The following is a 25,869-nucleotide window of genomic DNA, read 5'->3' on the forward strand; positions in this document are numbered from 1 at the left end:
CCGGGCTCTAGAACAGAAGCGAGGCGAGTCGGGTCCGCGCGGTGACCACGCGCGGGTCGGCTGCGCCGATCAGCTCGAACAGCTCCACGAGACGTTCGCGCACCGGAGCCTTCTGATCGTCCTCGACTTCGGCGAACAGGTCCAGGAGACGACCGAAGGCATCCTCGACGTGTCCGCCGGCCAGATCCAGGTCGGCGACGCGGAACTGCGCCTCCACATCACGAGGGGCGGCAGCCGCCTCCGCCCGCACCTGCTGAAGGTCGAGTCCCTGGACTCGGTCCAGCAGCCGCACCTGGCCGAGACCGGCCTTGGCGTCCTCATCGCGCGGGTTCTCCGCCAGTGCACGCTGGTACGCAGTGATCGCACGGGCGTAGTCGCCGGCCTCGATCGCCTCGTACGCCTCTGCGTGCAGCGGCGGGAGCGGAGCCTCCGCCGGCTCCTCAGGCTCTGCCGCATCCGCTGCGCCATCGGCGCCCTCGACGGGGACCGAGCCGGTCACGCCGTTCTGCGCGGCCACCTCGAGCAGCTTGGCGAACACTTCGCGCACCTGCGGCTCCGGGACGGCACCGGTGAACATCGGCACCGGCTGGCCGCCGATCAGGGCGACCACCAGAGGAATCGACTGGGCACGGAACGCCTGGGCGATCTGCGGGTTGGCGTCGACGTCGACCTTGGCCAGAACGACGCGCCCCTGCTGCTCGCGGGCCACCTTCTCGATGATGGGGCTGAGCGTCTTGCACGGTTCGCACCACTCGGCCCACAGGTCCACGACCACGGGCACCGATCGTGACAGCTCCAGGATCTCGCCGAACGAGGCGTCGGTGACGTCGACGACACCGCCGGCACCGGGTGCCGCGGAAGCCGCCTCGGCGGTCGCTGAGGCGGGCTGCGCCGCGCGCCCGCGCAGCGAGGACAGATCGACGGCGCCGCGGAGAGCGGCGGCGGAGATATCGGTCACTTGATCACCTTCACGTTGAGGATGTCCTGGTGATAGGCCAGGAGACGGATCTGCTGGTTGGTGCCCTGAGGAGGAACGGCGAAGAAGAGCTGGAACCCGTACGTCGTCACGTACCCCTTGGCGGACTCCGAGACACCCGTCAGCGCCTTGGCCTGCGCATCGGATTCGAACTTGATGACGGCATCCGGGCTGGTGCTGGTCACGGTCTGGATGTCGTCCACCGACACCGCCACGACTGCGCCGCTCTCCAGCGTCGCCAGCGACAGGGGCTCATAGTCCGCGGGCTTCATCTCGAAGACGGCCTTGGAGGTCTTATCGGCCTTCACCTCCGCGGCCTTCTCCAGAAGTGCCGTCCGGCTGTCCCGCACCGCGGCGGCGAGCTGGTTCGCGACGTCGTCGAAGGCGCCGGCGTACTGGCTCTTGTCTCCGGCATCGACATAGTCGGAGAACGCCGCTGCGAGTTCGGCGGGCTCCAGCGACAGGAATGCGGATTCCGCGGGCACGCGCGTGGTGCCCAGCCATGCGGGTGCCACCTTCGGGAACTCTCCCGACGCGGGCATCTCCGACATCGAGGTGACCCGGTAGTCCGCCCACGGGTCGGCCTGGGTCATTGCGAGGAGGACGGGAGGCTGCGCGTCGCTCTTCTTCGCCGCGGTGAGCGCCAGCACTGTCCGCGGCCAGCCGTCCGTCGCCTCCGGCAGAAGGATCTTGACGTCCTCGAGAGGGACGATGAGCGCGGTGTCGCGGTCCGCGATCTTCCCGCGGAGGACGTACTCGGTCTTGCGTGCGGCCAGAGCGGCACCCGTCAGCCGCGTCTCGGCCAGTGCCGCGTCGAGATCGCCGTCGGCTTTCGTGAGGGTCTTCGCGATCTCCGAGACGATGCGCTGCCCCTGCTTCTGGGTGACGACCGGCTGCTTCTGGTTGTCCGGCGTCACCACAGTCGGCGTCGGCGTCGGTGTCGGCGTGGCCGCGTCGAACTGCGGCCACGAGTCCGCCGAGCAGCCGGTGGCCAGCGCGGCCGTCAGGGCGAGCGCAGGGAGCGCCAGTGTCAGGCGACGTCGCACGGATGTCGTGCGCCGGTTGCGCCCCCCGTCGGCGTCTCCCGTCGCGGGCGGTGCGCTCTCGTCGCCCGGCTGCTGCTCGGATTCGGACCCGACCTCGATCTCCTCGCGCATCGGCATCGTGATCGGCTGCGTCTCGGGCAGAGGACCGGGCCCCTTCCGGCGCGGACCGCGTCCGCGCCGCTGGAAGCGGATCGCGAGCACGTAGAGGATCAATCCGACGATCAACAGAAGCGCGCCGGCGGCCATCAGCGGTCCCGCCCAGGGCGTGCGGGTGTCCAGCCCCCAGGTGACCAACAGGTCAGAGGGTGCCGGCTCCACACCGTCGCGCGCCACGAGGACGCTGTTGCCCGGTGTGAGCTGAAGCTCGGCGACCAGCGAGTCCTTGTCGGCGAAGGAGTCCAGCCACAGGTCGGAACCCTCCGGCGAGCGACCGGAGGTGTCTCCCCCGGCGGCCGGCGCCTGCTCCGCTTCGACGTGGGCGGTCTTGGGCTTGCCCGTCTTGGTGAGCGTCACGCTGTCGTAGGCGGTGTCCGACAGCCACGACTTCATGTCGTCGGTGCGGCCGTAGGCCACGAAGATGTCGCCCTCGCCGCGCACGAGGAGGGTCTGCAGTCCATCATGCGCACGCAGCACGTCGGCGTCGATCAGCACGTAGGGCGTCGGTTCGTCGACCGCCAGCTCCATCCGCTGCTCCGATGGGCCCATGAAGACGGTGCGCTGCGCGATCCCCGCTCCGATGAGAACCGTGGCCAGCACGAAGGCCACGACGGCCCATACGAATCGCACGAATCAACTCCCTTACGTGGCCCCGGGCATTCCCCGACGGTCTCCGCTCGACATTCCAGACTATCCAAAGCAGCTGTGTATTGCCCACCAAGCGCGTGCGGCACGTCGTTCCTGCCTGCGGCCGTCGGAGCAATAGGCTTGCTCGCATCCGACCAGGAGAAGCATGAAGATCCACAGCCCATTCCGCACCGCACTGGTGGCCACGCTCGGCGTCGGCCTCGGCATCGTGCTGCTCACCAGCGTGCAGACCCTTTCGACCGTCATCCTCTACCTCGGCACAGCGCTCTTCCTGAGCCTGGGCCTGGATCCCCTGGTGACTTTCCTCGAGCGCCGTGGCCTTCCGCGCTGGGCGGCTGTGCTGACCACGATCGTGGCCGTGCTGGGCATCTTCACGGTCATCGTCCTCATCGTCCTCCCTGTTGTCATCCAGCAGATCTCGCAGTTGGTGTCGCAGGTGACCGCGTTGATCGTCGACGGCGACACCACGGTGCAGAACTTCCGCGACTGGCTGACCGAGACCTTCCCCAACCTCCAGGTGGACGCGGTCTTCGCTTACGTCGAGAACTGGATGCAGCAGGAGGACTGGGCCAAGAACGTCACCGAGTGGAGCGCCTCGATCGGACAAGGCGTGCTGATCGTCGGCGGCGCAGTACTGGCAGGTCTCTTCGGCGCGTTCATCGTGCTCGTGCTCACCATCTACCTGACCGCCTCCACTCCCTCACTCAAGCGCGCCGTCTACCAGCTTGTCCCCGCCTCACGGCGCGAGCGCTTCATCGACATCGCCGACCAGATCACCGACTCCGTCGGGCACTACGTCATGGGGCAGGTGACGCTGGGCGTGATCAACGGCGTCCTGAGCTCGATCTACCTGAGCATCATCGGCGCGCCGTTCACCGCCGTCCTCGCCGTCATCGCGTTCTTCTTCTCGCTCATCCCGCTGGTCGGCACGCTCACCGGCTCGACGATCATCGTGCTGACCTGTCTGCTGCCCGGCGTCGGCGCACCGTCGACCGCCCTCGCCGCCGCGATCTACTACCTCATCTACATGCAGATCGAGGCGTATCTGCTCGCGCCGCGCATCATGAGCCGGGCCGTCGCCGTGCCCGGCGCGGTCGTCGTTATCGCTGCTCTCTCCGGAGGCGCGCTCCTCGGCCTGCTCGGCGCACTGATCGCCATCCCCGTGGCGGCCAGCATTCTGATCATCTACCGTCAGGTGCTGATCCCGCGGATGAACGAACGCTGAACTGCAGGAGGGCGCAGACTCAGCGCTCCCAGTCGGTGCTCAGCGGAAGGGCGGTGGGATTCACCGCCGCGACGATCTCCGTCATGATCCGACGCGTCTGACTCTCCCCCACCCACAGGTGCCGTCCGCCGTCGACGGCGATCAGCCTGGCGTGCGGTACCGCGGCGAATCGCTCCCGCGCTTCGGCCGGACGCAGGAAGTCGTCATGCTCGGGGACGACGACGATCATCTCCCGCTCGTCGCCGCGCCAGCCGGCGAGATCGTGATCCGTCGCGCGGTGGAGCGGCGGAGAGAGCAGGATGACCCCCTCCACATCATGATCGCGTCCGTACTTCAGGGCGAGCTCGGTGCCGAACGACCAGCCCACCAGCCACGGCCGCGGCAGTCCCCGCTCGCGCACGAACTCGACGGCCGCAGCGACGTCGAACTGCTCGCCCGCTCCGCCGTCGAACGCGCCGCCGCTGGTTCCCCGCGGCGAGGCCGTGCCGCGGGTGTTGAAGCGAAGCACGGCGAGAGAGGCCTGCGCGGGCAGCCGGGCGGAGGTCTTGCGGATGATGTGGGAGTCCATGTTCCCGCCGGCCGTCGGCAGCGGGTGCAGGGTCACCAAAGTCGTGACCGGCGGCCGATCCCTCGGCACGGCGAGCTCGCCGACCAGAGACACCCCATCAGCGGTCTCGAACACGACGTCGGCGCGCTCGGCGGGAAGCAGAATCGGGCCGCGGATCTCGAAGCTCATGCGATCCGCCAGCAGGCCGTGTGCCAGTGCCGACGCGCCGCGAGGTCCGCCGACTCGCCCAGCACGCCGTCCGCGCGCCATACGACCAGGTGCGCCGTTCCCGGTGGGACGGCACGACCGCAGCCCGGGCAGAGGTACTCCTTGACCGCCTGCACGGCGGAGATCGGCTGCACCGTCCACTCGTGACCACGGCGCATCTCGGTGCGCTTCCACCCGGCCAGCAGGCGATCGAAGGACTCGTCCGTCCGCGACGACTCAGGCCGTCGCCGATTCGACCGTGCCATACGTGCGGCTCACCACCAGTGGTGGGTGGTCCAGAACCTGTAAGCTCCCGCCCAGCCGCCGTAGCGGCCGGAAGCGTAGCCGCTGCCCCAGCGCAGGTTGTCGACCGGGTTGTAGCCGTTCCCCGGCACCTTGCTGCAGGGCAGCGCCTGGACGAGACCGCACGCACCCGACGACTTGTTCGTCGCGTTCGGGTTCCAGCCACTCTCGCGGGAGACGATGTAATCGACGTACGGCCAGTCGCTGGAGGCGATGCCGGCCGCCGACATCCACTCCTCCTTCGAACCGCCGCCTGTGTATTTCGGCCGCGACGGGGCGCTGGATCCGGATTTGGTCGAGGCCGGCTGAGCGGTGGGCTTCGGCTTGGGCTTCGGCTTGACGTAGACCTCGAACGTGCCGCGTGCGACGGGCTCGATCTTCGCGCCCTCGACCGTCACGGTGATGTTCTGCGTGTCCTGGGCAGCCAGGGAGTACGCGGTGAGCTCGGAATCCCCCGCGGTGGTGGGGTCCGCGACGGCGGTACCGGTAGGCGCGAGCAGAGCCGCGGAGAAGCCGATCACCGCGAGCCCCGCGCCGACGGCGCTGAGCCGACGTCGCCAGGGATTCGTCTTCGTCCGCCTCGACGCGTTCGGGCGCGTCGAGGACGATATCAATTCGTTATCGGGAGTCACGATGGGCATCAGTATATGCAGAACAGCCTGAGACATCCATGAGTGCCACGCGCCATGCGGGAATCAGCGCACCGCGAGCATGACATCGACGGTGGCGTCCAGGAGCGCATCGACCTGCTCCTCGCGGTATCCGCCCCGCTGCATCCGGAACGCGGCGTCTCGCACCTGCTCCACCGTCAGCGCCTCGCCGTCGCGCAGGTATGCCGAGATCCGGTCGGCCACGTGATCGACCTCGTCGATGCGATAGCCGAAGGTCAGCCCGCCGGTGCGCGCGAATCGGTGCCGCGGCGCGCGGGAGAGGTGATCGAGGATGCGCTGGGCGTCTCTGCGCGCGTCGGCGACCCACTCGTCGACGCCGACGGCGCGCACAGCACGGGCGCGGCGCCGTGAGGCGAAGGCGTCCTCGACGCGCCCCAGCGCGGCATCGACGTCGGCGATGACATACCCGTGTTTCACCAGCGGGAAGGATGCACTGCGCACGTCCTCGGCTCCGAAGTCGTCGCGTTCGTCCTCGAAGGCCGCGCGGGCTGCTTCCAGGAACGCGTCCACGGCAGAGCGGTGATAGCCGCGCTGTCGCCCGGACGTCAGCGGGAAGGCCGCGGGAGCCTCCTGCTCATCCCGGAACACGTCGAGGTCTGCATCGGTCATCAGAAGCCAATCCACGGAGAGAGCAAAAGGTACAGGGCCAGCGCAGGCACCGTCGAGGGCAGGATGCTGTCCAGCCGATCGAGCAGGCCGCCATGGCCGGGAAGCCAGGAGCTCATGTCCTTGATGCCGAGGTCGCGCTTGAGCATCGACTCCCCCAGATCGCCCAGGGTCGCCGAGAGCAGGATGGCGGCGCCGAGGATCAGGCCGCCCCACCATTCGAGGTGCAGCAGGAAGATCGCGAGCAGCACGCCCACGACGAGCGACCCCAGGACGGCGCCCGCGAAGCCCTCCCAGGTCTTCTTCGGGCTGATTCGCGGCGCCATCGGATGCTTGCCGAACGCGAGACCGGCCGCGTAGGCGCAGGTGTCGGCGGCTACGGCGATCGCGACGAACGACAGCACCCACCACTGCCCGTTCTCCTGGAACAGCAGCATGATCGCCACCGAGGTGAGGAAGGGCACGTAGATCTGCACGAAGGCGCCGACAACGACATCCGCGAGGACGTCCCCGTAGGTGCGACCGTCCTTCACGACCATCTGGGCGACCATCCGCCAGACTGCGATGAACGAGACCGCGACGATCAGCACGACCCAGCTGATCCAGAATTCCCCGGACGCCGCGGCCAACAGCACTCCGACGGCGGCGATGAGCTGGGGCGCCACGTCGACGCGGCGTCCGCCTGCGCGCAGCGCGCGCGAGAGTTCGTATGTTCCGAGGAGCCCGGCGGCCAGGGCGACCGGCACGAACAGCCACTTCACGAAGAGCAGCGACGCCACGAGGGCACCGCCGAAGGCCACCCCGATGACGATCGCGAGGATGAGGTTGCGACCGGTGCGCGCCTTGATCCGCTCGTTCGCCTGATCGAAGTGATCACGCGCCTGCGACACGTGGGTCTCGATCTGGTCGCGCGCCTGAGTGACATGCGTCTCGAGTTCGTCTCGCTTGGCCCGCCACTGGTCGCGGATGGCTCCCTGGGAGCCGGTCGCCGTGCTCGGGCCGCGCCCGGCAGAGTCCGCAGCACCGGGAACGGCAGGACGAGGCGGCACCTGTGACGCGTCGAACGCGGGGAAGGCGCTGTCTGCGAGCGGCACCGGGTCGGGTGCCGGCCGGGGAACACCGCGCACGGGGGTCGCGACGTCCTCGGCGTCGTGCGCCTGCGCATCCGCGTCGGCAGGCGACGCCGGGCCGACGTCCCGGCGCGGCTCCTGCGCGGCCGGGCGTCGATCCTCGGAGTGGTTCTCGCCGGACATGCCGATCAGACCTCGAGGAGCTCTGCCTCTTTGCGCTTGAGGGCGTCGTCGATGGCGTCGACGTGCTGGCGGGTCAGAGCATCCAGCTCCTTCTCGCCGCGTGCGACCTCGTCCTCACCGACCTCGTCCTTGAGCGCATCCAGCTCGTCCTTGGCCTTGCGACGGATGCCGCGTACGCGGACCTTCGCGTCCTCGGCCTTGGTGCGCACGAGCTTGACGTACTCCTTGCGGCGCTCCATCGTCAGCTCAGGCATCGTCACACGGACGATGTTGCCGTCGTTGGTGGGGTTCGCACCCAGGTTGGGCATGTCGCGGATCGCCTGCTCGATCGCACGGAGCGCCGACTTGTCGTACGGCGTGACGATGAGCGATCGCGCCTCGGGGTTGGCGAGCGACGCGAGCTGCGCGAGCGGAGTCGGCGAACCGTAGTAGTCCACCATCACCTTCTGGAACATCTGCGGGTTGGCGCGGCCGGTGCGGACCGTGGTGAAGTCCTCCTTGGCAGCTTCGACCGCACGCGCCATGCGTCCGGTGGTGTCGGTGAGGACATCCGCGATCACGGGGGCTCCTAACATCAGGGGTTTCAGATGATTCTATCCGGCGCGGGCGCACGGACAGTGAGCGACAGGGCGCTCAGGCGGTGACGAGCGTGCCGATCGGCTCGCCCAGCAGCGCCCGGGTGACATTGCCCGCCGGCTCCATGCCGAACACGCGCATGTCCATGGCGTTGTCCATGCAGAGGCTGAAAGCCGTCGAGTCGACGACCTTGAGACCGCGCTGCAGCGCGTCGCGATACGTGACCCGCTCGATGCGCTCGGCCGTGGCGTCCTTGTGGGGGTCGGCGGTGTAGATCGCGTCGACGCCGTTCTTGGCGACGAGCACCTCCTGGGCACCGATCTCCAGCGCGCGCTGGGCGGCCACCGTATCGGTGGAGAAGTAGGGCAGGCCCGCGCCGGCGCCGAAGATCACGACGCGTCCCTTCTCCATGTGCCGCTCCGCGCGCAGCGGGATGTACGGTTCGGCGACCTGGGTCATCGAGATCGCGGACTGCACGCGCGTGGCCGCACCCGCCTGCTCGAGGAAGTCCTGCAGGGCGAGCGCGTTCATCACGGTGCCGAGCATGCCCATGTAGTCTGCGCGGCCGCGGTCCATTCCGCGCTGGCTGAGCTCGGCTCCGCGGAAGAAGTTGCCGCCGCCGACGACGATGGCGATCTCGACCCTGTCCACCGCGGCGGCGATGTCACGGGCGATCTGGCCGACCACATCAGGGTTCACGCCGAGCTGGCCGCCCCCGAACGCTTCGCCGGAGAGCTTGAGGAGAACGCGGCGGCGTCCTGTGCTTTCGGTCATGGGGTGTGTCCTCTCGTCCGGTTTCAAGATAGTGCCTCAGCCTGGTCTGGGCATGCAGAAGGGGTTCGGATCGAATGGATCCGAACCCCTTCTCAGGTGTTACGCGCCGACCTTGAACCGGGCGAAGTCGGTGACGGTGATACCGGCATCCTTCGCGACCTGGCTCACGGACAGCTTGTTGTCCTTGGCGTAGTCCTGCTCGAGCAGGGCGACCTGCTTGAAGAACGAGGTCACGCGACCTTCGACGATCTTCGGCAGTGCGGCCTCGGGCTTGCCCTCGTTGCGGGAGATCTCGGTGACGATCTCACGCTCCTTGTCCACATCTGCCGCGGGGACGTCCTCGCGGGTCAGGTAGGACGGGTTCGCGAACGAGATGTGCTGCGCGATGCTGCGAGCGGTCTCGGCGTCGTCACCCGTGTAGGCGACGACGACGCCGATCTGCGGCGGCAGGTCCTTGCTCGTGCGGTGCAGGTAGGCCGAGAGGCCCTCGCCCTTGACGGTGCGGACCTTGCGGAGCTCGACCTTCTCGCCGATGATCGCAGCCTCATCGGAGATGAGCTGCTCGACGGTCTGGTCACCGGCGGGAGCTGCGAGTGCAGCCTCGACGGAGTCTGCACCGACAGCGGCGACGGCGTCCGCCACCTTGTCGGCGAGCGTGATGAAGCGCTCGTTCTTCGCGACGAAGTCGGTCTCGCAGGCGAGCTCGATCAGCGTGACGGCACCCTCGGTCTCCCGAGCGACGATGAGGCCCTCGCTGGTGGAGCGGTCGGCGCGCTTCGCGTTGCCCTTCGCACCCTTCAGACGCAGGATCTCGGTGGCCTTCTCGACGTCGCCGTCAGCCTCCTCGAGCGCCTTCTTGGTGTCGACCATTCCTGTGCCGAGCTGCTCGCGCAGCGCCTTGATGTCGGCGATGGTGAAGTTGGCCATGTGTGGTGGCTCCTTGCTTCGTATCTGTGCGGGTGTGCGGTGTGCTTACTTGGCGTCTGAGTCAGCAGCGGCCTCGGCCGGTGCCTCTTCAGCGGCCGGAGCCTCGACGGTCTCCTCGGCGGCGGGAGCCTCGACGGTCTCCTCAGCGACGGGAGCCTCGACGGTCTCCTCAGCGACGGGAGCCTCGGTGGCCTCGGCGGCGGGAGCCTCGGTCTCGGCGGCAGGAGCGTCAGAGCCCTCGAGGAGCTCCTTCTCCCACTCGGCCAGCGGCTCGGCGTCGCCCGACTCGGGGTTGTGCTTCTGCTGCAGGCCCTCGGCCGCGGCGTCGGCGATGATGCGGGTCAGCAGCGAGACGGAGCGGATCGCGTCGTCGTTGCCGGGGATCGGGTACTGGAAGTCGTCCGGGTCGGCGTTGGTGTCGAGGATGCCGATCACCGGGATGCCGAGCTTCTTGGCCTCATCGATCGCGAGGTGCTCGCGCTTGGCGTCGACGACCCACAGGGCGGACGGCGTCTTGGTGAGGTTGCGGATGCCGCCGAGCGACTTGTGCAGCTTGTCGAGCTCGCGCTTCTTGAGCAGCAGCTCCTTCTTGGTGAAGCCCGAGACCGAGGGGGTCTCGTAGTCGAGCTCCTCGAGCTCCTTCATGCGGGCCAGACGCTTGGCGATGGTCTGGAAGTTGGTGAGGAGTCCACCGAGCCAGCGCTGGTTCACGAAGGGCTGGCCGACGCGGGTCGCCTGCTCGGCGAGGATCTCCTGAGCCTGCTTCTTGGTGCCGACGAAGAGGATCGTGCCACCACGGGCGACGGTCTCCTTGACGAAGTCGTAGGCCGAGTCGATGTAGCCCAGCGACTGCTGCAGGTCGATGATGTGGATGCCGCTGCGCTCGGTGAGGATGAAGCGCTTCACCTTCGGGTTCCACCGACGGGTCTGGTGTCCGAAGTGCACGCCGCTGTCGAGCAGCTGGCGGATGGTGACCACAGCCATGGTCGTCTCCTTGTTCTGACGCTGTCGCGTCGTTGAGGTTATGTCGCCGATCGAGTGATCGGCATTCCTGGTGCCCGGCGCACACCCGCCCGTTCTTCGAACGGGACCTGTGGGAGTGGGATGCCGCGACCGTGGTCGCTCTGGGCACGCGTAGTCACCCCGATTTCGGGGTGCTCCTCCAGTGTACAGGATGGCGGCGCACGCGAACCGCCGTCGGAGCACGCTTCACCCTGCACATTCCGTGCCGGTCACGGGTTGTCCACGGATGCCGGATTCCCGAGCCCTCAGCGACCGGCTCGACTGCCAGTGTGGTGGGATGACGGCGTTCATCGGGTGGCGCGGACGACGGCATCGGCGGTTGTCGGTGCTGGCGCTCGGCATCGCCATGGGGCTGCTGCTGGGCGGATCGGCAGACCGCGCGACGGCCGTCACCGGTGAGCTCATCCGCGCCGGCGAGGCGACGCCAGGTGACTCCGCACCCGGCTACCCGTGGGTGTGGCCCACGGACGGTCAGCGGCTGGTGATCGCTCCGTTCCGCGCACCGGCCCATGACTACGGGCCGGGGCATCGTGGGATGGATGTGGCGGCGGAGCCCGGCTCTCAGGTGCAGTCCCCGGCGGACGGCGTGATCGCGTTCCGCGGCACCGTCGTCGACCGCCCGTTGATCACCATCGATCACGGTCGCGGCTATGTCACGACTCTGGAGCCCGTGGCATCCGATCTCTCCCCCGGCGACGTGGTGACCGCGGGTGATGTCCTCGGCGTGCTCGCCGACGGAGGTCACGCGCCGCGTGGCACCCTGCATGTCGGGGTGCGGGTGGATGACGTGTACGTGAATCCGCGTGGACTGTTCGGGACGCCGCCGCGGGCGATCCTGCTTCCGTGCTGCGCGAGCTGACCGCGAGTACGGTCGGCGTCACGCCCGCGGGTGGGCGAGTCGATAACTGGCGGTGAGGCGCTCGGCGGACACGTGCGTGTAGATCTGGGTCGTGCCGAGGCTGGCATGTCCGAGGATCTCCTGCACCGCGCGCAGGTCGGCGCCTCCGTCGAGCAGGTGGGTCGCGGCGGAGTGCCGCAGGGCGTGGGGGCCGACGTGCTCCGCGCCGACGATGGGTCCGAGGACCCGGGCGACGACGGTGTACGCGGTTCGGGGTCCCATGCGCGCGCCGCGGGCGCCGAGGAAGAGCGCGGGTGTCGCCTTCTCGGCGCGGGCGAGCAGGGTCGGGCGACCCCGCGTCAGGAACGCGCCCAGTGCCTCGGCCGCAGGGGCGCCGAACGGGACGACGCGCTCCTTGGCCCCCTTGCCGAGCACCCGTACGGTACGGCGCTGAAGGTCGAGGTCGTCGACGTCGATCCCGCAGAGCTCCGAGACGCGGATCGCGGCCGCGTACAGCAGTTCGAGCAGAGCATGATCGCGCAGCGCGACCGGGTCGCCGCCCGAGGCGGCGGCGCGCTGGTCCTCCAGCAGCGTCCGCATGCCGTCGGCGGACGCCACGACGGGAAGTGTCTTCGCGCGTCGCGGCGTGATGAGACGCAGACTCGGGTCGAGGGCGACCATGTCCGCATCGTGGGCCCAGGAGAAGAAGGAGCGCACGGCGGCCGCCCGCCTCGCCATGGTGGAGCGCGCGTCGCCGCGCTGCGTCGCCTGCCAGAGCCAGTCGCGCAGCGCCTCGAGATCGATGTCTGCGATCTCGATGTCGCCGGTGGCCCGCCCGAGGTCGGCGAGGTCGGAGCGGTACGCGCGGACGGTCGACGGCGACAGGCGACGCACCTGCGCCAGATGCGTCGTGAACGCGTCGGCGGCCTCCGAGAACCTCATGACTCCAGGATGCCGCGCCCGGCGCCTCCCGGCGCCTTCCCGCGCCGAGAGCGCTGCCGCGCCGTGGTGCGTCAGGAGGTGCGTCGCCAGCCGTCCGGCACGTGCTCGACGAGGCCGTCGAGGTCGAGCAGCCCCAGCAGGCTGCGCACCCTGGCCTCCGCGAGTCCGCTCAGCCGTGCGATCTCGTTCACGTCACGGGGTGTGCGGGTGCTGACCGCGTCGAGGAGGCGGACCTGATCCGGACTCACCGGCATCGAGGTCGCGACGTCGTCGGCACCGTCCTGCCACAGTTCGCGCACCTCCTGCGCGCTCGTGACGCACACCGCGTCGTATTCGCGCAGCAGTCGATGGCATCCGGCGGACGCGGCCGACGAGATGGGGCCGGGGACGGCCCCCAGCGGTCGCCCGAGCGCCGCGGCGTGCCCTGCCGTGTTGAGGGATCCGCTGCGCCAGCCGGCCTCGACGACCACCGTGGCCGCGCCGGCCGCGGCGATGAGTCTGTTTCTCTGCAGGAACCGCCATTTGGTGGGCGCGCTCCCGCAGGGCACCTCGCTGAGCACCGCGCCACCGGCGCGGATCCGGTCGAACAGCTGCTGGTGCCCGACCGGGTAGGCACGGTCGATCCCGCCGGCCAGGAAGGCGATCGTCGTGCCGCCCGCCCCCAGCGCTGCGCGGTGTGCGGCGCCGTCGATGCCATACGCGCCGCCGGAGATGATGACCACGCCGCCGGCGGCGAGGTCGCCGGCCAGCTCGGCCGCGACGGACTCGCCATAGGCGGTGGCCGCACGAGCCCCGACGATCGACGCGGTCCGCCGACCGACGCACCTGCCCAGGTCACCTCGCGCCCAGAGCACCACGGGTGCGTGCACGCCGAGGTCCTCGAGGCCGGCGGGCCACAGATCGTCTCCCGGCAGCAGCAGCCGTCCTCCGATCACCAGGCAGGATTCCATCGCGTCCCACACGGCCTGGCTGCGCGCCCTCGGACTCCAACGCGCCTGTGCCTCGGCGAGCTGCCGCGGCGAGATCGAGCCCGGCACCAGCAGGCCCGACTCCCCCATCTCCCCCACGGCCATCTCCAGAGCGCGGATAGCCCCGTGCTCGGCGATGAGGGCACCCGCCACACCGTCGCCCGGCTCCACGAGCACCGACCACGCCACCCGTGCGAGCGTCTCCTCGGGGGCAGCGTCCGGCCGCAGTCGCGACGCCGTCGGCAGCAGCCTGTCGTCATCCAGCATCCTGATCACCACCGCATTCATGCCAGCAGGCCCTTCTTGAGAAACAGAGCCCGCCCGAGCTCTTCGATGCCGGGCGAGGTGAGCCCCGCCAGGTCGGCCGCTGTCCACGCGATGCGCAGCACGCGGTCGTACGCCCGGAGGGTGACGGTGCCGCGTTCCAGGGCACGATCGAGTGGCGCGCGTGCGGCCGCGGGCAGCCGAAGCGCTCCGTGTCGGAGCCGCTCCCCCGGCACCTCGCCGTTCACGCGCCAGGGCGAGCCGCGCCAGCGTTCTGCGGCAGCCTCCCGCGCCGCGAGCACGGCGCTGCGGGCGACGGCGGATGTGGTCGCCGAACGCTCTCCCGAAGTCGCGCGCGACGCAGCGACCCGCGCTACCTGCAGATCGATGTCGATCCGGTCGCGCAGCGGCCCGGACAGCCGCGACGCATAGCGGCGGATGGCCATCGGCGGGCAGGTGCACTCCGCTCCCCGCACCCCGTAGTTTCCGCACGGACACGGATTCATCGCCAGGATCAGCTGGAACCTCGCCGGATAACTGGCGGTGAATCCTGCTCGATGCACCTCGATCCGTCCGGATTCCAGGGGCTGTCGCAGTGCATCCAGTGCGACTCGCTGGAACTCCGGCGTCTCGTCGAGGAAGAGCACGCCGCGGTGCGCTCGGACGATGGCTCCCGGTCGGGCGACCCGGGATCCGCCGCCCACAAGAGCAGCCGAGGATGCACTGTGGTGGGGCGCGACGAACGGCGCGACGGTGTCGAGCGCCAGCACCGGCTCCCCCGCGAGCGAGCGGATGGCGGCCACCTCGAGGGCCTCGGCATCATCCAGCAGCGGCAGGATGCCGGGCAGCCGCCGCGCCAGCATGGTCTTGCCCGCACCCGGCGGACCGCTGAGCATCATGTGGTGTCCTCCAGCGGCGGCGATGATCAGAGCATCCACGGCCTCCTCCTGACCCACGACATCCGCCAGGTCGAGCGCGGTCGCTCCGGCATCGCCGTCCTGCGCGGGCATCCCGACCGGCTCGACTTCGGGCACCTCCACTTCGGCACCGTGCAGCGCCGCGACCTCCCCCAGCGACGCCGCCGCCCGCACCTCGATCCCCGGCACCAGCGCCGCTTCGGCGGCGTTCGCGTACGGGATGATGACACGCTCGAAACCTGCACGTGCGGCGGCGTAGACGGCGGGCAGCACCCCGGGCACAGGTCGGAGCCTGCCATCGAGCCCGAGCTCCCCGATGTGCACCGTGGAGCGGATCGCCTCGGGAGGCAGCACCCCGCCGGCCGCGGCCGTCGCGACGGCGATGCTCAGATCGAACCCCGAGCCGTGCTTGGGCAGACTGGCGGGCGACAGGTTGACCGTCAACCGCCGTCGAGGCACGTCCAGGCCGGCATTGCTGCATGCATTCCACACCCGCTGGACGGCCTCGCCGAGCGCCTTGTCCGGCAGCCCGATGATCTTGAAGTCCGGTGTCTGGGTGGAGAAGTCGGCCTCCACCTCGACCATGTGGCCGTCGACGCCGGTGAGCGCGACGGCCCAGGTGCGCGCCGTGCTCACAGCAGGTCCACCAGGTGCTCCAGTCGGGCGGTCTCGGCATCCGCTCCGATCAGCCCCACGACCTCCAGCCGCAGCCGGCGTCTGCGCGCAGCATCCGGATGGGCTGCCGACCAGGCGAAAGCCAGACGCCACAGGCGGCGCCGCTTGCGCTCGTCCACCGCCTCGAACGGATGCCCGTACAGATCGGTGCGCCGGGTCTTGACCTCGACGATGCACAGCGCATCGTCCACGGTCGCCACGATGTCGATCTCGCCCTGATCGCATCGCCAGTTGCGATCCAGGATCGCGTACCCGCGGGTTCTCAGGTACTCGGCGGCGCGCTCCTCGCCGGCCCTCCCCAACACGTCTTTCGCTGCCATGACGACAGCCTGACGGGCCGCACCGACGCCGAGAGGCTCAGATCACAGCGTCTGGGGAGAACTCACCGGAATCAGTGAGATGTGGAAACCAGTGGGGTCACTTGCCGTCGAGCGAGAGCTCGTCGGGCAGTTCGAACTCGCGACGCTGCAGCTCCTCGACGTTGACGTCCTTGAACGTCAGCACGCGCACGGCCTTCACGAACCGGTCGGCGCGGTAGATGTCCCACACCCACACGTCCTTCATCGAGATCTCGAAGTAGAAGTCGTTCTCGGTGTCGCGACGGACGACGTTGACCTCGTTGGCCAGGTAGAACCGGCGCTCCGTCTCGACGACGAACTGGAACTGCGCCACCACATCCCGGTACTCGCGGAAGAGGGCGAGTTCGAGTTCGCGGTCGTAGTCGTCGAAGGAATCTTCATCCATGGTGGTCCCAGTCTAGAAGAGAGTCGGAGCATCGGCGATCGCCCAGGATGCGCGGTGCAGCGGGGACAGGCCCCGCTCGCTGATCGCACGACGATGCTCGAGGCTGGCATAGCCCTTGTTGCGGTCCCACTGATAGTCGGGATGATCGGGGTGCAGGCTCACCATCAGGTCGTCACGGGCCACCTTCGCGATGACCGAGGCCGCCGAGACCGAGGCGCAGTCGCGGTCGCCCTTGACCACTGTGCGGACGGTCAGCGGCTCGGGATGCACCCGTGACACGTAGTCGTGATTGCCGTCGAGCACGACCAGGGTCCGGTCCAAGGAGGCACCGAGGTCGACGACGCCCTGCACGGCGCGGGAGGCCGCGAGGCCGAGCGCGCGCATGATGCCGACCTGATCGATCTCCGCAGCGCTCGCCCAGCCGACGGCGGACGCCATCACCCAGTCGCGGGCGCGCTCGGCCATCGCGGGCCGACGGGGCTCCGTGATGAGCTTCGAATCGCGCAGCCCCTCGGGCACCCGGCGGCGAGCCCCCGCGGCATCCATCACCGCGGCACCGACCGCGACCGGTCCTGCCAGCGCTCCGCGCCCCACCTCGTCGAGCGCGATGATCAGATCGCACTCCTTCAGCAGCATCCGCTCCAGCCGCAGGGTGGGCGCGACGACGGTCATCTCGGCTCCGGCACCGCTCGGAAGACCTCGTCGTGCGTGTCGATGAGCCCGAACCGATCCAGCGGCCAGGTCGTCAGGAACGCGCGTCCGACGACGTCGTCCAACGGCACGAAGCCGCCGCCGGGCAGCTCCTGGTGGGCGCGCGAATCCTGAGAGCGATCACGGTTGTCGCCCATCACCCAGATCGAGTTCGCCGGAACGGTCACGTCGAAGTCGGAGTTGGATGCAGCGGTGTCGCCCTGAGGAAGGTTGAGGTAGGAGAGCTCGTCGATCGGCGATCCGTTGACGGTGATCTGCCCGAGCGCGTTGCAGCACACGATGTGATCGCCGGGGAGGCCGATCACTCGCTTGACGAGGTGGTTCTGCGCATCCGACGTCGACAGCCCCACGAAGGTGAGCACCCAGTCAGTCGCCGCGACGAGCGGGGGCTGTGCGGGCCGCTGCGGGGCGGGAGGCAGCCAGCCGCCCGGATCCTCGAAGACGACGACGTCACCGCGCTCGTACCCCGCCCAGCGTGGTGTGAGCTCATCGACGAGGATGCGGTCGTTGATCAGCAGTGTGCGCTCCATCGACCCGGACGGGATGTAGAAGGATCGGACGACGAAGGTCTTGACGACGAAGGACACGAGCGCCGCGATGAGGATGATCACGATGACGTCCCGCAGGAATGCCAGCGCCCCTCGCCGCCGGGGCGGATTATCCGCGGTTTCGGCGGCGTCGGCTGTCATCTGCACTCTCTTCTTCTTCCCGCCGCACGATGACGGCAGCTACCAGCGTCGCACATCCGGGGACGAACGACAGAACCCCGGGACGAGTGTCCCGGGGTTCCATGAGGGTTATGCGCGTCAGCCGCGCTTCTCCTTGATCTTCGCCTTCTTGCCGCGCAGGTTGCGCAGGTAGTACAGCTTCGCGCGACGCACGTCACCGCGGGTGACGACCTCGATGCGCTCGAGCACCGGCGAGTGCACCGGGAAGGTGCGCTCGACGCCGACCTGGAAGCTGATCTTGCGGACGGTGAACGTCTCGCGCACACCGTCGCCCTGGCGACCGAGGACGACGCCCTGGAACACCTGGACACGCGAACGGCTGCCCTCGGTGATGTTCACGTGCACCTTGACGGTGTCACCGGGGTTGAAGTCAGGAATGTCGGAACGGAGCGATGCCGCGTCGACGGCGTCAAGGATCTGCATGATCGTCTCTCTCTGCACCCGCCACAGGTCGGGTACATGAATTCAAAGGAACAAGAACGGGTGTGTGTCGAGCGGCGCGCAAGGCGTCCGCGGGCTCCCCTGAGGCAGAACCGGATTACGGCACAAGCATCCATTCTGCCATGGATCGGGCGAAGAGCGAACCACCCCCGCGCTCAGTCGCGCCGACGATGCTCCTCGAGCACGATCACGTCAGGTTCCGCCTGCGCCCGCGGACCGTCCATCCGGGGTGCTGTGCTCCAGCTCACCGTCTCGCGGATGCGCACGCCGGCGCCTCTTGCCTCGTTCCAGAGCTGCCAGAGCTGCAGCCAGAACAGACCGATCGCGGCGATGATCGCGCCGGTCAGCAGCCAGCCGAAGCCGCCGTCGAGGAACAGCCCGACAGCGATCGTCAGCACATGCCAGACCATGAATCCGGCGACGTCCCACCAGGACAGCGCGCGTTCTGCGCGCACGGACGGACGCGAGCGCGTCAGCAGGGTGAGGACCAGCTGGCCCGCGAAGACCGCCGGCATCGCCATGACGAGCACCCACAGCAGGGCCCAGGCGTTCTGGCCGAAGATCGCCCAGCCGATGAAGATCCACAGCGGCAGCACGAAGGCCGCCGGCAGGAGCCACCGGAAGAACGCCTGACGCAACCACATGATCCGATACTACGTCTGCGAGCACGGCCCGGGTCAGGGGTTCGCTGTGAGCTTGAGGTGCGCGCATCGGGGAGAATGGATGCTGACGAGAGGATCTTCCCCATGATCGAACTGCGCACTCCGGCCGAGATCGACGAGATGCGAGCCGCAGGCCGCTTCGTCGCCGAGACGCTGGCGACGCTGCGCGACGAGACGAAAGTGGGCACCAACCTGCTCTCGATCGACCGCCATGCGCACGAGCTCATCCGCAAGGCCGGGGCGGAGTCCTGCTACATCGACTACGCGCCGTCGTTCGGAAACGGGCCCTTCGGAAAGGTCATCTGCACCTCGATCAATGACGCGGTGCTGCACGGCCTCCCCCACGACTACACGCTGCGCGACGGCGACCTGGTCTCTCTGGACTTCGCCGTCTCCGTGGACGGCTGGGTCGCCGACTCGGCGGTCTCGTTCGTCGTCGGTACGCCGCGCGATGAGGACCTGCGCCTGATCGACACCACCGAGCGCGCCCTGGACGCGGCGATCGAGGCGGCCGTCATCGGCAACAGGATCGGCGACATCTCGGCATCCGTCGCCGCCGTCGCGCACGGCGAGGGCTACTCGATCAACACCGACTTCGGCGGTCACGGCGTCGGGCGCATCATGCACGGCGACCCGCATGTGCCGAACGACGGCCGCGCAGGCCGCGGGTTCCCGCTGCGCGAGGGCCTGGTCTTCGCCCTGGAGCCCTGGTTCCTGGCCACCACCGATGTGCTGCGCACGGATGCCGACGGCTGGACGCTGCGCAGCGCCGACGGCTCTCGCGGGGCGCACTCGGAGCACACCGTGGCTGTCACGAAGGACGGCCCGATCGTGCTCACCGACCGGTCGTTCCTCGGCGTCGACTGACACGGCTGCTTTCGCCGGCGCGGTGGCGCTCAGTCGAGCAGGTCGGGACGACGCGCGCGCGTGCGCTCGAGCTGCTGGTCGCGGCGCCATGCGGCGATCGCGCCGTGGTTGCCGCTGAGCAGGATCGGCGGCACCTCGCGGTCGCGCCACATCGCGGGCTTCGTGAACGAGGGGTACTCGAGCAGGCCGTCCTCGTGCGACTCCTCGACGAGGCTCTCGGGGTTGCCGACGACACCGGGGATCAGTCGGCCGATCGCCTCGACCATCGCCATGACGGCGACCTCTCCCCCGTTGAGCACATAGTCGCCGAGGCTGATCAGACGCACCTCGCCCAGCGATGCGGCGTACTCGAAGACGCGCTCGTCGATGCCCTCGTAGCGTCCGCAGCCGAAGATCAGGTGCTCGCGGGTCGCGAGGTCGCGGGCGGTCGCCTGAGTGAACACCTCGCCCGCGGGCGAGGGGAAGATGATGGTGGGCGCGCCCTTCGACAAGCTCAGGGACCCATTCCCGGAAGAGGCCAGCTGGTCGAGCGCCTCGCCCCAGGGCTCGGGCTTCATGACCATGCCGGCGCCGCCGCCGTAGGGCGTGTCGTCGACGGTGCGATGCCGATCGTGCGCCCAGTCCCGCAGGTCGTGGACATTCAGGTCCAGGATGCCGGTCTCCTGCGCCCTGCCGAGCAGCGACAGCGTCAACCCGTCGAAGTACGACGGGAAGATCGAGACGACGTCGAGACGCATGCTCAGTCGGATGCGGCGGAGGTGTCGTCGGAAGCGGCGGCATCCGGAGCCGGAAGCTCCTCGAACAGCCCGGGCGGCGGGGTGACGATCACTCGTCCGGCCGCGATGTCGACCGAGGGCACGATGGCCTCCACGAACGGGACCATGACCTCTGCGGTGTCGGTCTTGACGATCAGCAGGTCCTGGGCGGGCATGTGCTCGACGCGCAGGATCTGGCCGAGCACGACGTCGTCGCGGACGACATCCAGCCCGATCAGCTGGTGCGAGTACCAGGCGTCGTCCTCGACCTCGTCGTCCTCATCCATCCAGAGGATGGCGCGGACGAGGGTCTCTGCGGCGCTGCGGTCGTCGATTCCGTCGAGGAAGACGACCGAGTTGCCGTTCATCACCCGGTACTCGCGGATCGTGACGGTCTTGCCGTGCCACGCGGATGCCTCCGGCACCTGCAGCGTGAACTCGGCACCCGGTACGAAACGGCGCTCGGGATTGTCGGTGTACAGCTCGAGCTTGAACGCGCCCTTGAGCCCGTGCGCCTTGAGCAGGCGGCCGACGCGAAGCTGGTTCTTCTCGCTGGCCACGTCAGTCGTCCGCGACATCGACGCGGACACGACGTCCGTCGGCGAGGGCGGCGATGAGGGTGCGCAGCGCTTTGGCTGTGCGGCCGCCGCGCCCGATCACGCGACCACGGTCATCCGGGTGCACATGCACCTCGAGCAGATCGCCCCGGGGCGATTCGGATGCGGTGATGCGGACATCCTCCGGGTGATCGACGATCCCCTTGACGATGTGTTCGAGCGCGGCGGCGAGCACGGCGGATTACTCTGCGTCGGCGGCGGGGGCCTCAGCGGCCTCCGCGTCAGCAGCGGCAGGAGCCTCCTCAGCAGGAGTCTCCTTCTTCTCGATCTTGGGCTTGACGACCGACTTCTTGGCCGCGTCGATCTCGAAGGGAGCCTTGGGCTCCTTGACCTGGACGGTGGACTTCGCGTCCTTGTCGCCCTTGAACTTGCCCCAGTCGCCCGTGAGCTTGAGCAGCACGGCGACCTGCTCGGTCGGCTGCGCGCCGACGGACAGCCAGTACTGCGCGCGCTCCGAGTCGATCTCGATGAACGAGGGCTGCTCGGTCGGGTGGTACTTGCCGATCTCCTCGATCACGCGACCGTCGCGCTTGGTCTTGGAGTCGGCGACGACGACACGGTAGTAGGGCGCACGGATCTTGCCGAAGCGCTTGAGACGGATCTTGACAGCCACGATTCTCCTGAATGGTGTGGAAAGGAAGATGAACGACGCCTGGAGCGTGGGGTGCACACCCGGCGGAAGCTCTGAGGGGGGGAGGGATGCTGGATTAGAGGGTCGAGCAGCCTTCCGACCCTTCATTCTGCCAGATCTCGGCGCACACCGCGAAACGACGCGACACGACGCGCGGTTCGGCGGCCTGCCGCGTGTCAGAATGTGCCCGTGCCGATCGAATTCGCCTCGTCTCCGCGCTCCACCGTCGGGTTGGAGTGGGAGGTCATGCTCGCCGATCCCGTCACGGGAGACCTGGTCGGGCGCGCCCCGGAGCTGCTGACCCTTCTCGAGGAGGAGAGCGCGCCGCAGCGGTACACGGTCACCGGCGAGCTGCTCACCAACACCATCGAGGTCACCAGCGGCGTCGGCAGCAGCGTCTCGCATGCGGTGGAGGACATCGCCGCGGCGATCGCCGCCGTGCGCCGGTCCACCGATCCCGCCGGAATCGAGCTGCTGTCGGCCGGAAGCCACCCGTACGCGCAGTGGTTCAACCAGCGCGTCACCGACAAGACGCGCTATCACAAGCTCATCGAGCGCACCCAGTGGTGGGGGCGGAACATGATGATCTGGGGAATCCACGTGCACGTCGGAATCGACGACCGCGACAAGGTGCTGCCGATCATCGGCGCGCTGTCGGCGTTCCTCCCCCATCTGCAGGCGCTGTCCGCGTCGAGCCCGTACTGGGCGGGTGAGCGCACCGGCTACGCCTCCAACCGCTCGCTCGTCTTCCAGCAGCTGCCCACCGCGGGGCTGCCGTGGGCGATCGAGACCTGGTCGGAGTTCGAGTCCTTCGTCGACGACATGACCCGCACCGGGGTGATGGCCGACCCGTCCGAGATCCGCTGGGACATCCGCCCCGCTCCGCGCTGGGGAACGATCGAGGTGCGCGCCTGCGACGGGATGTCCACGCTGACCGAGCTCGCGTCCGTCGCCGCGCTCACCCAGACCCTGGTGGAGTTCTTCTCCCGCGAGCTCGACGAGGGGCGCGAGCTGCCGACGCTGCAGTCCTGGTTCCACCGTGAGAACAAGTGGCGCGCCGCCCGGTACGGGCTGGATGCCAGGGTCATCGTCGATCGCGCCGGCTCCCAGGTGCCGGTGCGCGAGCACATCGGCGCAGTGGTCGAGGATCTGCTGCCCATCGCGCGCGATCTCGGCTGCGCCCGAGAGCTCGACGGCATCCGCAGCATCCTGCAGGGCGGCGCGAGCTACGCCCGTCAGCTGGAGGCGGCGGATGCGGCGAACGGCGACCTGCGGGAGGTCGTGCAGCATCTGATCCGCGAGTTCCGGGCGGGTCCGGAGCGTTCGGTCGAGTGAGACCGCCCCTCAGCGCTCGTCGACGAGCAATCGCGCGAGTGTCTCGTCCAGCACGACGTCCGTGACGATGCCGGCGGCGAAGGCCGCGCGCAGCGAGCCGAGTTTCGCCGTGCCGGAGACCACGCAGACCCGCCGCGGGACGCGCCTCAGTCGATCCAGGCCGGGACCGGTCGATCGGGCGTTCAGGCGGATGTCCTTCCAGCTGCCGTCCGCGCGGAAGAAGACGGTCGCCACGTCGCCGATCGCGCCGTCCTCGCGCAGGCTCCGGTAGTCGTCGCGGCCGAGATAGCCGCCCACATAGACCCGGCTGGGTACCTCGGCCTGCGGGGAACCCAGGCCGAACACGGCGATGTCCATCGAGGACTGGAACGTCAGCACACGGCGGGTGCTGCGCTCGCGCCACATCGCCTCGCGGGTGTCGGGGTTGTCGAAGAACGCCGGCACCGGGAACTGCTCGACCTGCGCCCCGAACGCGGCGCCGAAGCGCTGCAGGATGTCGCTGGAGTACTCCAGCCCACTGGTCTGGATGTTGCCCGCCCCGTTGAGCTGCACGAATGTGGTGCCGTGGGTCTCCTTCTGCACGAGCGACCGGCTCACCGTGCTGATCGTGGACCCCCAGGCGATGCCGACCGTCATGTTCGACTCGATGAACTGCGAGAGCAGTCGCCCTGCCGTGAGGCCCACCCGTTCCAGGCGCTCGACGTCGCTGACGATCCCCGACATCGGCACGATGTGCGCGGCGATCCGGAAGCGGGTGCGCAGCTGCTCCTCCAACTCCCCCACGCGCTCGAACGGCGAGTTGATGCGGATGTCGACCAGTCCGGTGTCCCTGGCGTGCGTGAGCAGTCTGGACACGGAGGACCGCGATGTCTCCAGCTCGGTGGCGATGGCATCCATCGTCATGTCCTGCAGGTAGTAGAGCTTCGCCGCCGTGAGCGCGGCGTGCATCCTGGCGTCGTGCCGACCGGCATCCGCAGTCATCCTGACCACCTCCGGGGATCTGCGTGCACATTCGTGCACGCCGTTTGCATGATTCTGTCATGCGGCGGATGCTGGAAGCACCGTCGAGGAAGCACGGACGAGGGAGAGATCATGGTCGACACCACACGGCAGTCACGCCGGGACAGCGAACTGGCAACCGTGCGCGATGCGGGGCGGACCACCGTCCTGATCATCGGCGCGGGCATCAACGGCATCTCGCTGTTCCGCGATCTGGCCCTGCAGGGAGTCGACGCCGTGATCGTCGATCGCGGGGACTTCGCCGGCGGTGCATCCTCGGCATCCAGCCACATGATCCACGGCGGCATCCGCTACCTGGAGAACGGCGAGTTCCGCCTGGTGCGCGAATCCGTGCGCGAGCGCAACGGGCTCCTCCACATCGCGCCGCACTACGTCAAGCCCCTCGAGACGACGATCCCGATCTACTCGACCTTCTCCGGCATCCTCTCCGCTCCGCTCCGCTTCCTGACGCACCGCAGCGGCAAGCCTCAGGAGCGCGGCGCGCTGCTCATCAAGGCGGGCCTCACGCTGTACGACACGTTCTCGCGCGACGGCGGCGCCGTGCCGCGGCACCGCTTCCTCGGGCGCACCTCGTCGCTGGCGGAGCTCCCCCACCTCGACCCGAAGATCAAGTACACCGCCACGTACTACGACGCCTCCATGCACGATCCGGAGCGTCTGGCGCTGGACGTGCTGCAGGACGGCCGCTCCGCGAACGCCGGCTCCTACGCGCTGAACTACGTCGAGGCCGTCGGACGCGATGCCGATTCCGTGACGCTGCGCGACCGGGAGACCGCCGAGGAGTTCACCGTCCGCGCGGACGTCATCGTGAACACCTCCGGCCCGTGGACGGATCTCACCAACGACGCGCTCGGCGAGCCGACCCGCTTCATGGGGCGGGACCAAGGGCTCGCACATCGTGCTCGATCACCCGGAACTGCTGGCGGCGACCCAGGGGCGCGAGATCTTCTTCGAGCACTCCGACGGCCGCATCGTGCTCATCTACCCGCTCAAGGGCAAGGTGCTCGTCGGCACCACCGACATCGAGGCGGATCCCCGTGAGCCTGCGCGCTGCACCGAGGAGGAGGTCGACTACTTCTTCGACCTGATCCGCCACGTGTTCCCCGCCATCGAGGTGGACCGCGACCAGATCATCTACCGGTTCTCCGGCATCCGCCCGCTCCCCCGTCATGAGGACACCGCGCCCGGCTTCGTGTCGCGCGACTACCGCATCGAGCTCGATGAGACCCAGGCGGCCCCGATGCTGAGCCTGGTCGGCGGCAAGTGGACCACCTTCCGCGCCCTGGGCGAGCACCTCGCCGACCGCACCCTGGCTCTGCTGGGGCGCACGCGCTTCGTGTCGACCGAGGGACTGCCGATCGGCGGCGGCCACGGCTTCCCCCGCACCACCCGTGCGCGTGCCGCATGGAAGCGCACGAACCTGCCTGGAGCGGATGCCGCCCGCGGAGATCAGCTCCTCACCCGATACGGGACGCGTGCCGCCCAGGTGTGGCAGCACATCGAGCAGGGGCAGGATCAGCCGCTCGCAGGCGGCGCGCTCTCGATGCGCGAACTGGAGTGGATGGTCGAGAACGAGATGGTCGTGCGGCTCGCGGATGTCGTGCTGCGCCGCACCAGCATCGCGTTCACGGGCGACGCGACGGGTGCGCTCCTCGGAGAGCTCGCGGACGCGCTCGCACCGCTGATGGGCTGGGATGCCGACCGCCGCGACGCGGAGGTCGAGGCATCCGTCCAGATCCTCAACGACGCGCACGGCCTGTCGCTCGAGGTTCCCGCGCGCCGCTGAGATCGTGGGATGACCGCGGTCCGGGCGCGA

General features: G+C 69.0%; 29 protein-coding genes and 1 pseudogene. 5 read left to right on the forward strand and 25 right to left on the reverse strand.

Translation table 11 applies throughout. The annotated features are described in order from the left end of the window. Positions 1-7: 7 nt before the first annotated feature. Positions 8-958, reverse strand: coding sequence for a tetratricopeptide repeat protein (locus QF046_RS03030; RefSeq protein ID WP_307366063.1), 951 nt, complete (start codon positions 956-958; stop codon positions 8-10). Then, positions 955-2,808 carry a glycosyl transferase gene (locus tag QF046_RS03035; protein ID WP_307366065.1) on the reverse strand — a complete coding sequence of 618 codons (1,854 nt, stop codon included), beginning with the start codon at positions 2,806-2,808 and terminating at the stop codon, positions 955-957. Before QF046_RS03035 ends, QF046_RS03030 begins: the two co-directional genes overlap by 4 nt. A gap of 163 nt (positions 2,809-2,971) precedes the next feature. Here QF046_RS03035 and QF046_RS03040 point away from each other — a divergent pair, with 163 nt between their 5' ends. Further along, positions 2,972-4,051, forward strand: a complete 1,080-nt coding sequence (locus QF046_RS03040) for an AI-2E family transporter (RefSeq protein WP_307366067.1) — start codon at positions 2,972-2,974, stop codon at positions 4,049-4,051. A 19-nt stretch (positions 4,052-4,070) separates the two neighbouring features. Here the strand turns inward: QF046_RS03040 and QF046_RS03045 are convergent, their stop codons facing one another. The 9 genes from QF046_RS03045 to rpsB form a co-directional block, all read right to left on the reverse strand. Then, complete coding sequence (locus QF046_RS03045; protein WP_307366069.1) at positions 4,071-4,787, reverse strand: alpha/beta hydrolase; 717 nt, start codon at positions 4,785-4,787, stop codon at positions 4,071-4,073. Continuing rightward, positions 4,784-5,071, reverse strand: a complete 288-nt coding sequence (locus QF046_RS03050) for a hypothetical protein (protein WP_307366071.1) — start codon at positions 5,069-5,071, stop codon at positions 4,784-4,786. The genes QF046_RS03045 and QF046_RS03050 overlap by 4 nt, the downstream gene beginning before the upstream one ends. A 9-nt stretch (positions 5,072-5,080) precedes the next feature. Beyond that, positions 5,081-5,740 (reverse strand): transglycosylase SLT domain-containing protein, encoded by a 660-nt coding sequence (locus QF046_RS03055; protein ID WP_307366074.1) that lies wholly within the window; start codon positions 5,738-5,740, stop codon positions 5,081-5,083. Between the two features lie 63 nt (positions 5,741-5,803). Then, positions 5,804-6,388, reverse strand: a complete 585-nt coding sequence (locus QF046_RS03060) for a DivIVA domain-containing protein (protein WP_307366076.1) — start codon at positions 6,386-6,388, stop codon at positions 5,804-5,806. Then, entirely contained in the window at positions 6,388-7,638 is a 1,251-nt protein-coding gene (locus tag QF046_RS03065) for a phosphatidate cytidylyltransferase (protein WP_307366078.1), read from the reverse strand. Before QF046_RS03065 ends, QF046_RS03060 begins: the two co-directional genes overlap by 1 nt. A 5-nt stretch (positions 7,639-7,643) precedes the next feature. Next, positions 7,644-8,198, reverse strand: coding sequence for a ribosome recycling factor (gene frr / locus QF046_RS03070; protein WP_307366081.1), 555 nt, complete (start codon positions 8,196-8,198; stop codon positions 7,644-7,646). Between the two features lie 73 nt (positions 8,199-8,271). Next, complete coding sequence (gene pyrH, locus QF046_RS03075) at positions 8,272-8,988, reverse strand: UMP kinase (RefSeq protein ID WP_307366083.1); 717 nt, start codon at positions 8,986-8,988, stop codon at positions 8,272-8,274. A 99-nt stretch (positions 8,989-9,087) separates the two neighbouring features. After that, the gene (tsf, locus tag QF046_RS03080; protein WP_307366085.1) at positions 9,088-9,915 is read right to left on the reverse strand and encodes a translation elongation factor Ts; all 828 of its coding nucleotides are present in this window, start codon (positions 9,913-9,915) and stop codon (positions 9,088-9,090) included. 45 nt (positions 9,916-9,960) lie between these two features. Continuing rightward, entirely contained in the window at positions 9,961-10,899 is a 939-nt protein-coding gene (rpsB, locus tag QF046_RS03085; protein ID WP_307366087.1) for a 30S ribosomal protein S2, read from the reverse strand. 316 nt (positions 10,900-11,215) lie between these two features. Between rpsB and QF046_RS03090 the strand changes: the two genes are divergently transcribed. Then, a complete protein-coding gene (locus QF046_RS03090; protein ID WP_307366089.1) occupies positions 11,216-11,797 on the forward strand; it encodes a murein hydrolase activator EnvC in 582 nt (193 codons plus the stop codon). An 18-nt stretch (positions 11,798-11,815) separates the two neighbouring features. On the opposite strand, the gene QF046_RS03095 is transcribed toward QF046_RS03090, so the two are convergent. From QF046_RS03095 to QF046_RS03135, 9 genes are all read right to left on the reverse strand, one after another. Then, positions 11,816-12,718, reverse strand: a complete 903-nt coding sequence (locus tag QF046_RS03095) for a tyrosine recombinase XerC (protein ID WP_307366091.1) — start codon at positions 12,716-12,718, stop codon at positions 11,816-11,818. Between the two features lie 71 nt (positions 12,719-12,789). After that, positions 12,790-13,974 (reverse strand): DNA-processing protein DprA, encoded by a 1,185-nt coding sequence (gene dprA, locus QF046_RS03100; protein WP_307366093.1) that lies wholly within the window; start codon positions 13,972-13,974, stop codon positions 12,790-12,792. After that, positions 13,971-15,503 (reverse strand): YifB family Mg chelatase-like AAA ATPase, encoded by a 1,533-nt coding sequence (locus tag QF046_RS03105; RefSeq protein ID WP_307366095.1) that lies wholly within the window; start codon positions 15,501-15,503, stop codon positions 13,971-13,973. The genes dprA and QF046_RS03105 overlap by 4 nt, the downstream gene beginning before the upstream one ends. Then, complete coding sequence (locus tag QF046_RS03110) at positions 15,500-15,862, reverse strand: YraN family protein (RefSeq protein WP_307366097.1); 363 nt, start codon at positions 15,860-15,862, stop codon at positions 15,500-15,502. The genes QF046_RS03105 and QF046_RS03110 overlap by 4 nt, the downstream gene beginning before the upstream one ends. Before the next feature lie 97 nt (positions 15,863-15,959). After that, positions 15,960-16,286, reverse strand: coding sequence for a DUF2469 family protein (locus tag QF046_RS03115; RefSeq protein ID WP_307366099.1), 327 nt, complete (start codon positions 16,284-16,286; stop codon positions 15,960-15,962). A 12-nt stretch (positions 16,287-16,298) separates the two neighbouring features. After that, positions 16,299-16,958, reverse strand: coding sequence for a ribonuclease HII (locus tag QF046_RS03120; RefSeq protein ID WP_307366101.1), 660 nt, complete (start codon positions 16,956-16,958; stop codon positions 16,299-16,301). Further along, positions 16,955-17,686 (reverse strand): signal peptidase I, encoded by a 732-nt coding sequence (lepB, locus tag QF046_RS03125; RefSeq protein WP_307372678.1) that lies wholly within the window; start codon positions 17,684-17,686, stop codon positions 16,955-16,957. The genes QF046_RS03120 and lepB overlap by 4 nt, the downstream gene beginning before the upstream one ends. 117 nt (positions 17,687-17,803) lie before the next feature. After that, a complete protein-coding gene (rplS, locus tag QF046_RS03130) occupies positions 17,804-18,148 on the reverse strand; it encodes a 50S ribosomal protein L19 (RefSeq protein WP_307366103.1) in 345 nt (114 codons plus the stop codon). Between the two features lie 173 nt (positions 18,149-18,321). Continuing rightward, on the reverse strand, positions 18,322-18,810 hold the full coding sequence (locus QF046_RS03135; protein ID WP_307366105.1) for an MFS transporter permease: 489 nt from the start codon (positions 18,808-18,810) through the stop codon (positions 18,322-18,324). A gap of 102 nt (positions 18,811-18,912) precedes the next feature. On the opposite strand from QF046_RS03135, the gene map reads away from it, so the two are divergent. Continuing rightward, on the forward strand, positions 18,913-19,695 hold the full coding sequence (gene map / locus QF046_RS03140) for a type I methionyl aminopeptidase (RefSeq protein ID WP_307366107.1): 783 nt from the start codon (positions 18,913-18,915) through the stop codon (positions 19,693-19,695). A 29-nt stretch (positions 19,696-19,724) separates the two neighbouring features. On the opposite strand, the gene trmD is transcribed toward map, so the two are convergent. Genes trmD through rpsP form a run of 4 tightly spaced genes read right to left on the reverse strand, consistent with a single transcriptional unit; the run spans position 19,725 to position 21,680 of the window. Further along, a complete protein-coding gene (gene trmD, locus QF046_RS03145) occupies positions 19,725-20,432 on the reverse strand; it encodes a tRNA (guanosine(37)-N1)-methyltransferase TrmD (protein WP_307366109.1) in 708 nt (235 codons plus the stop codon). Positions 20,433-20,434: 2 nt separating this feature from the next. Continuing rightward, the gene (rimM, locus tag QF046_RS03150) at positions 20,435-21,028 is read right to left on the reverse strand and encodes a ribosome maturation factor RimM (protein WP_307366111.1); all 594 of its coding nucleotides are present in this window, start codon (positions 21,026-21,028) and stop codon (positions 20,435-20,437) included. Beyond that, positions 21,012-21,242: an RNA-binding protein gene (locus QF046_RS03155; protein ID WP_307366113.1), complete on the reverse strand. Its 231-nt coding sequence runs from the start codon at positions 21,240-21,242 to the stop codon at positions 21,012-21,014. The genes rimM and QF046_RS03155 overlap by 17 nt, the downstream gene beginning before the upstream one ends. A 6-nt stretch (positions 21,243-21,248) precedes the next feature. Beyond that, on the reverse strand, positions 21,249-21,680 hold the full coding sequence (rpsP, locus tag QF046_RS03160; protein WP_307366115.1) for a 30S ribosomal protein S16: 432 nt from the start codon (positions 21,678-21,680) through the stop codon (positions 21,249-21,251). A 207-nt stretch (positions 21,681-21,887) separates the two neighbouring features. Between rpsP and QF046_RS03165 the strand changes: the two genes are divergently transcribed. Then, the gene (locus tag QF046_RS03165; protein ID WP_307366117.1) at positions 21,888-23,033 is read left to right on the forward strand and encodes a glutamate--cysteine ligase; all 1,146 of its coding nucleotides are present in this window, start codon (positions 21,888-21,890) and stop codon (positions 23,031-23,033) included. 9 nt (positions 23,034-23,042) lie between these two features. On the opposite strand, the gene QF046_RS03170 is transcribed toward QF046_RS03165, so the two are convergent. After that, positions 23,043-24,014 carry a sugar-binding transcriptional regulator gene (locus tag QF046_RS03170; protein ID WP_307366120.1) on the reverse strand — a complete coding sequence of 324 codons (972 nt, stop codon included), beginning with the start codon at positions 24,012-24,014 and terminating at the stop codon, positions 23,043-23,045. A 111-nt stretch (positions 24,015-24,125) separates the two neighbouring features. Between QF046_RS03170 and QF046_RS03175 the strand changes: the two are divergent. Next, positions 24,126-25,839: pseudogene (locus QF046_RS03175) on the forward strand (glycerol-3-phosphate dehydrogenase/oxidase). Positions 25,840-25,869: the final 30 nt, after the last annotated feature.

The sequence above is a fragment of the Microbacterium sp. W4I4 genome, from assembly GCF_030816235.1.
GTDB lineage: Bacteria > Actinomycetota > Actinomycetes > Actinomycetales > Microbacteriaceae > Microbacterium.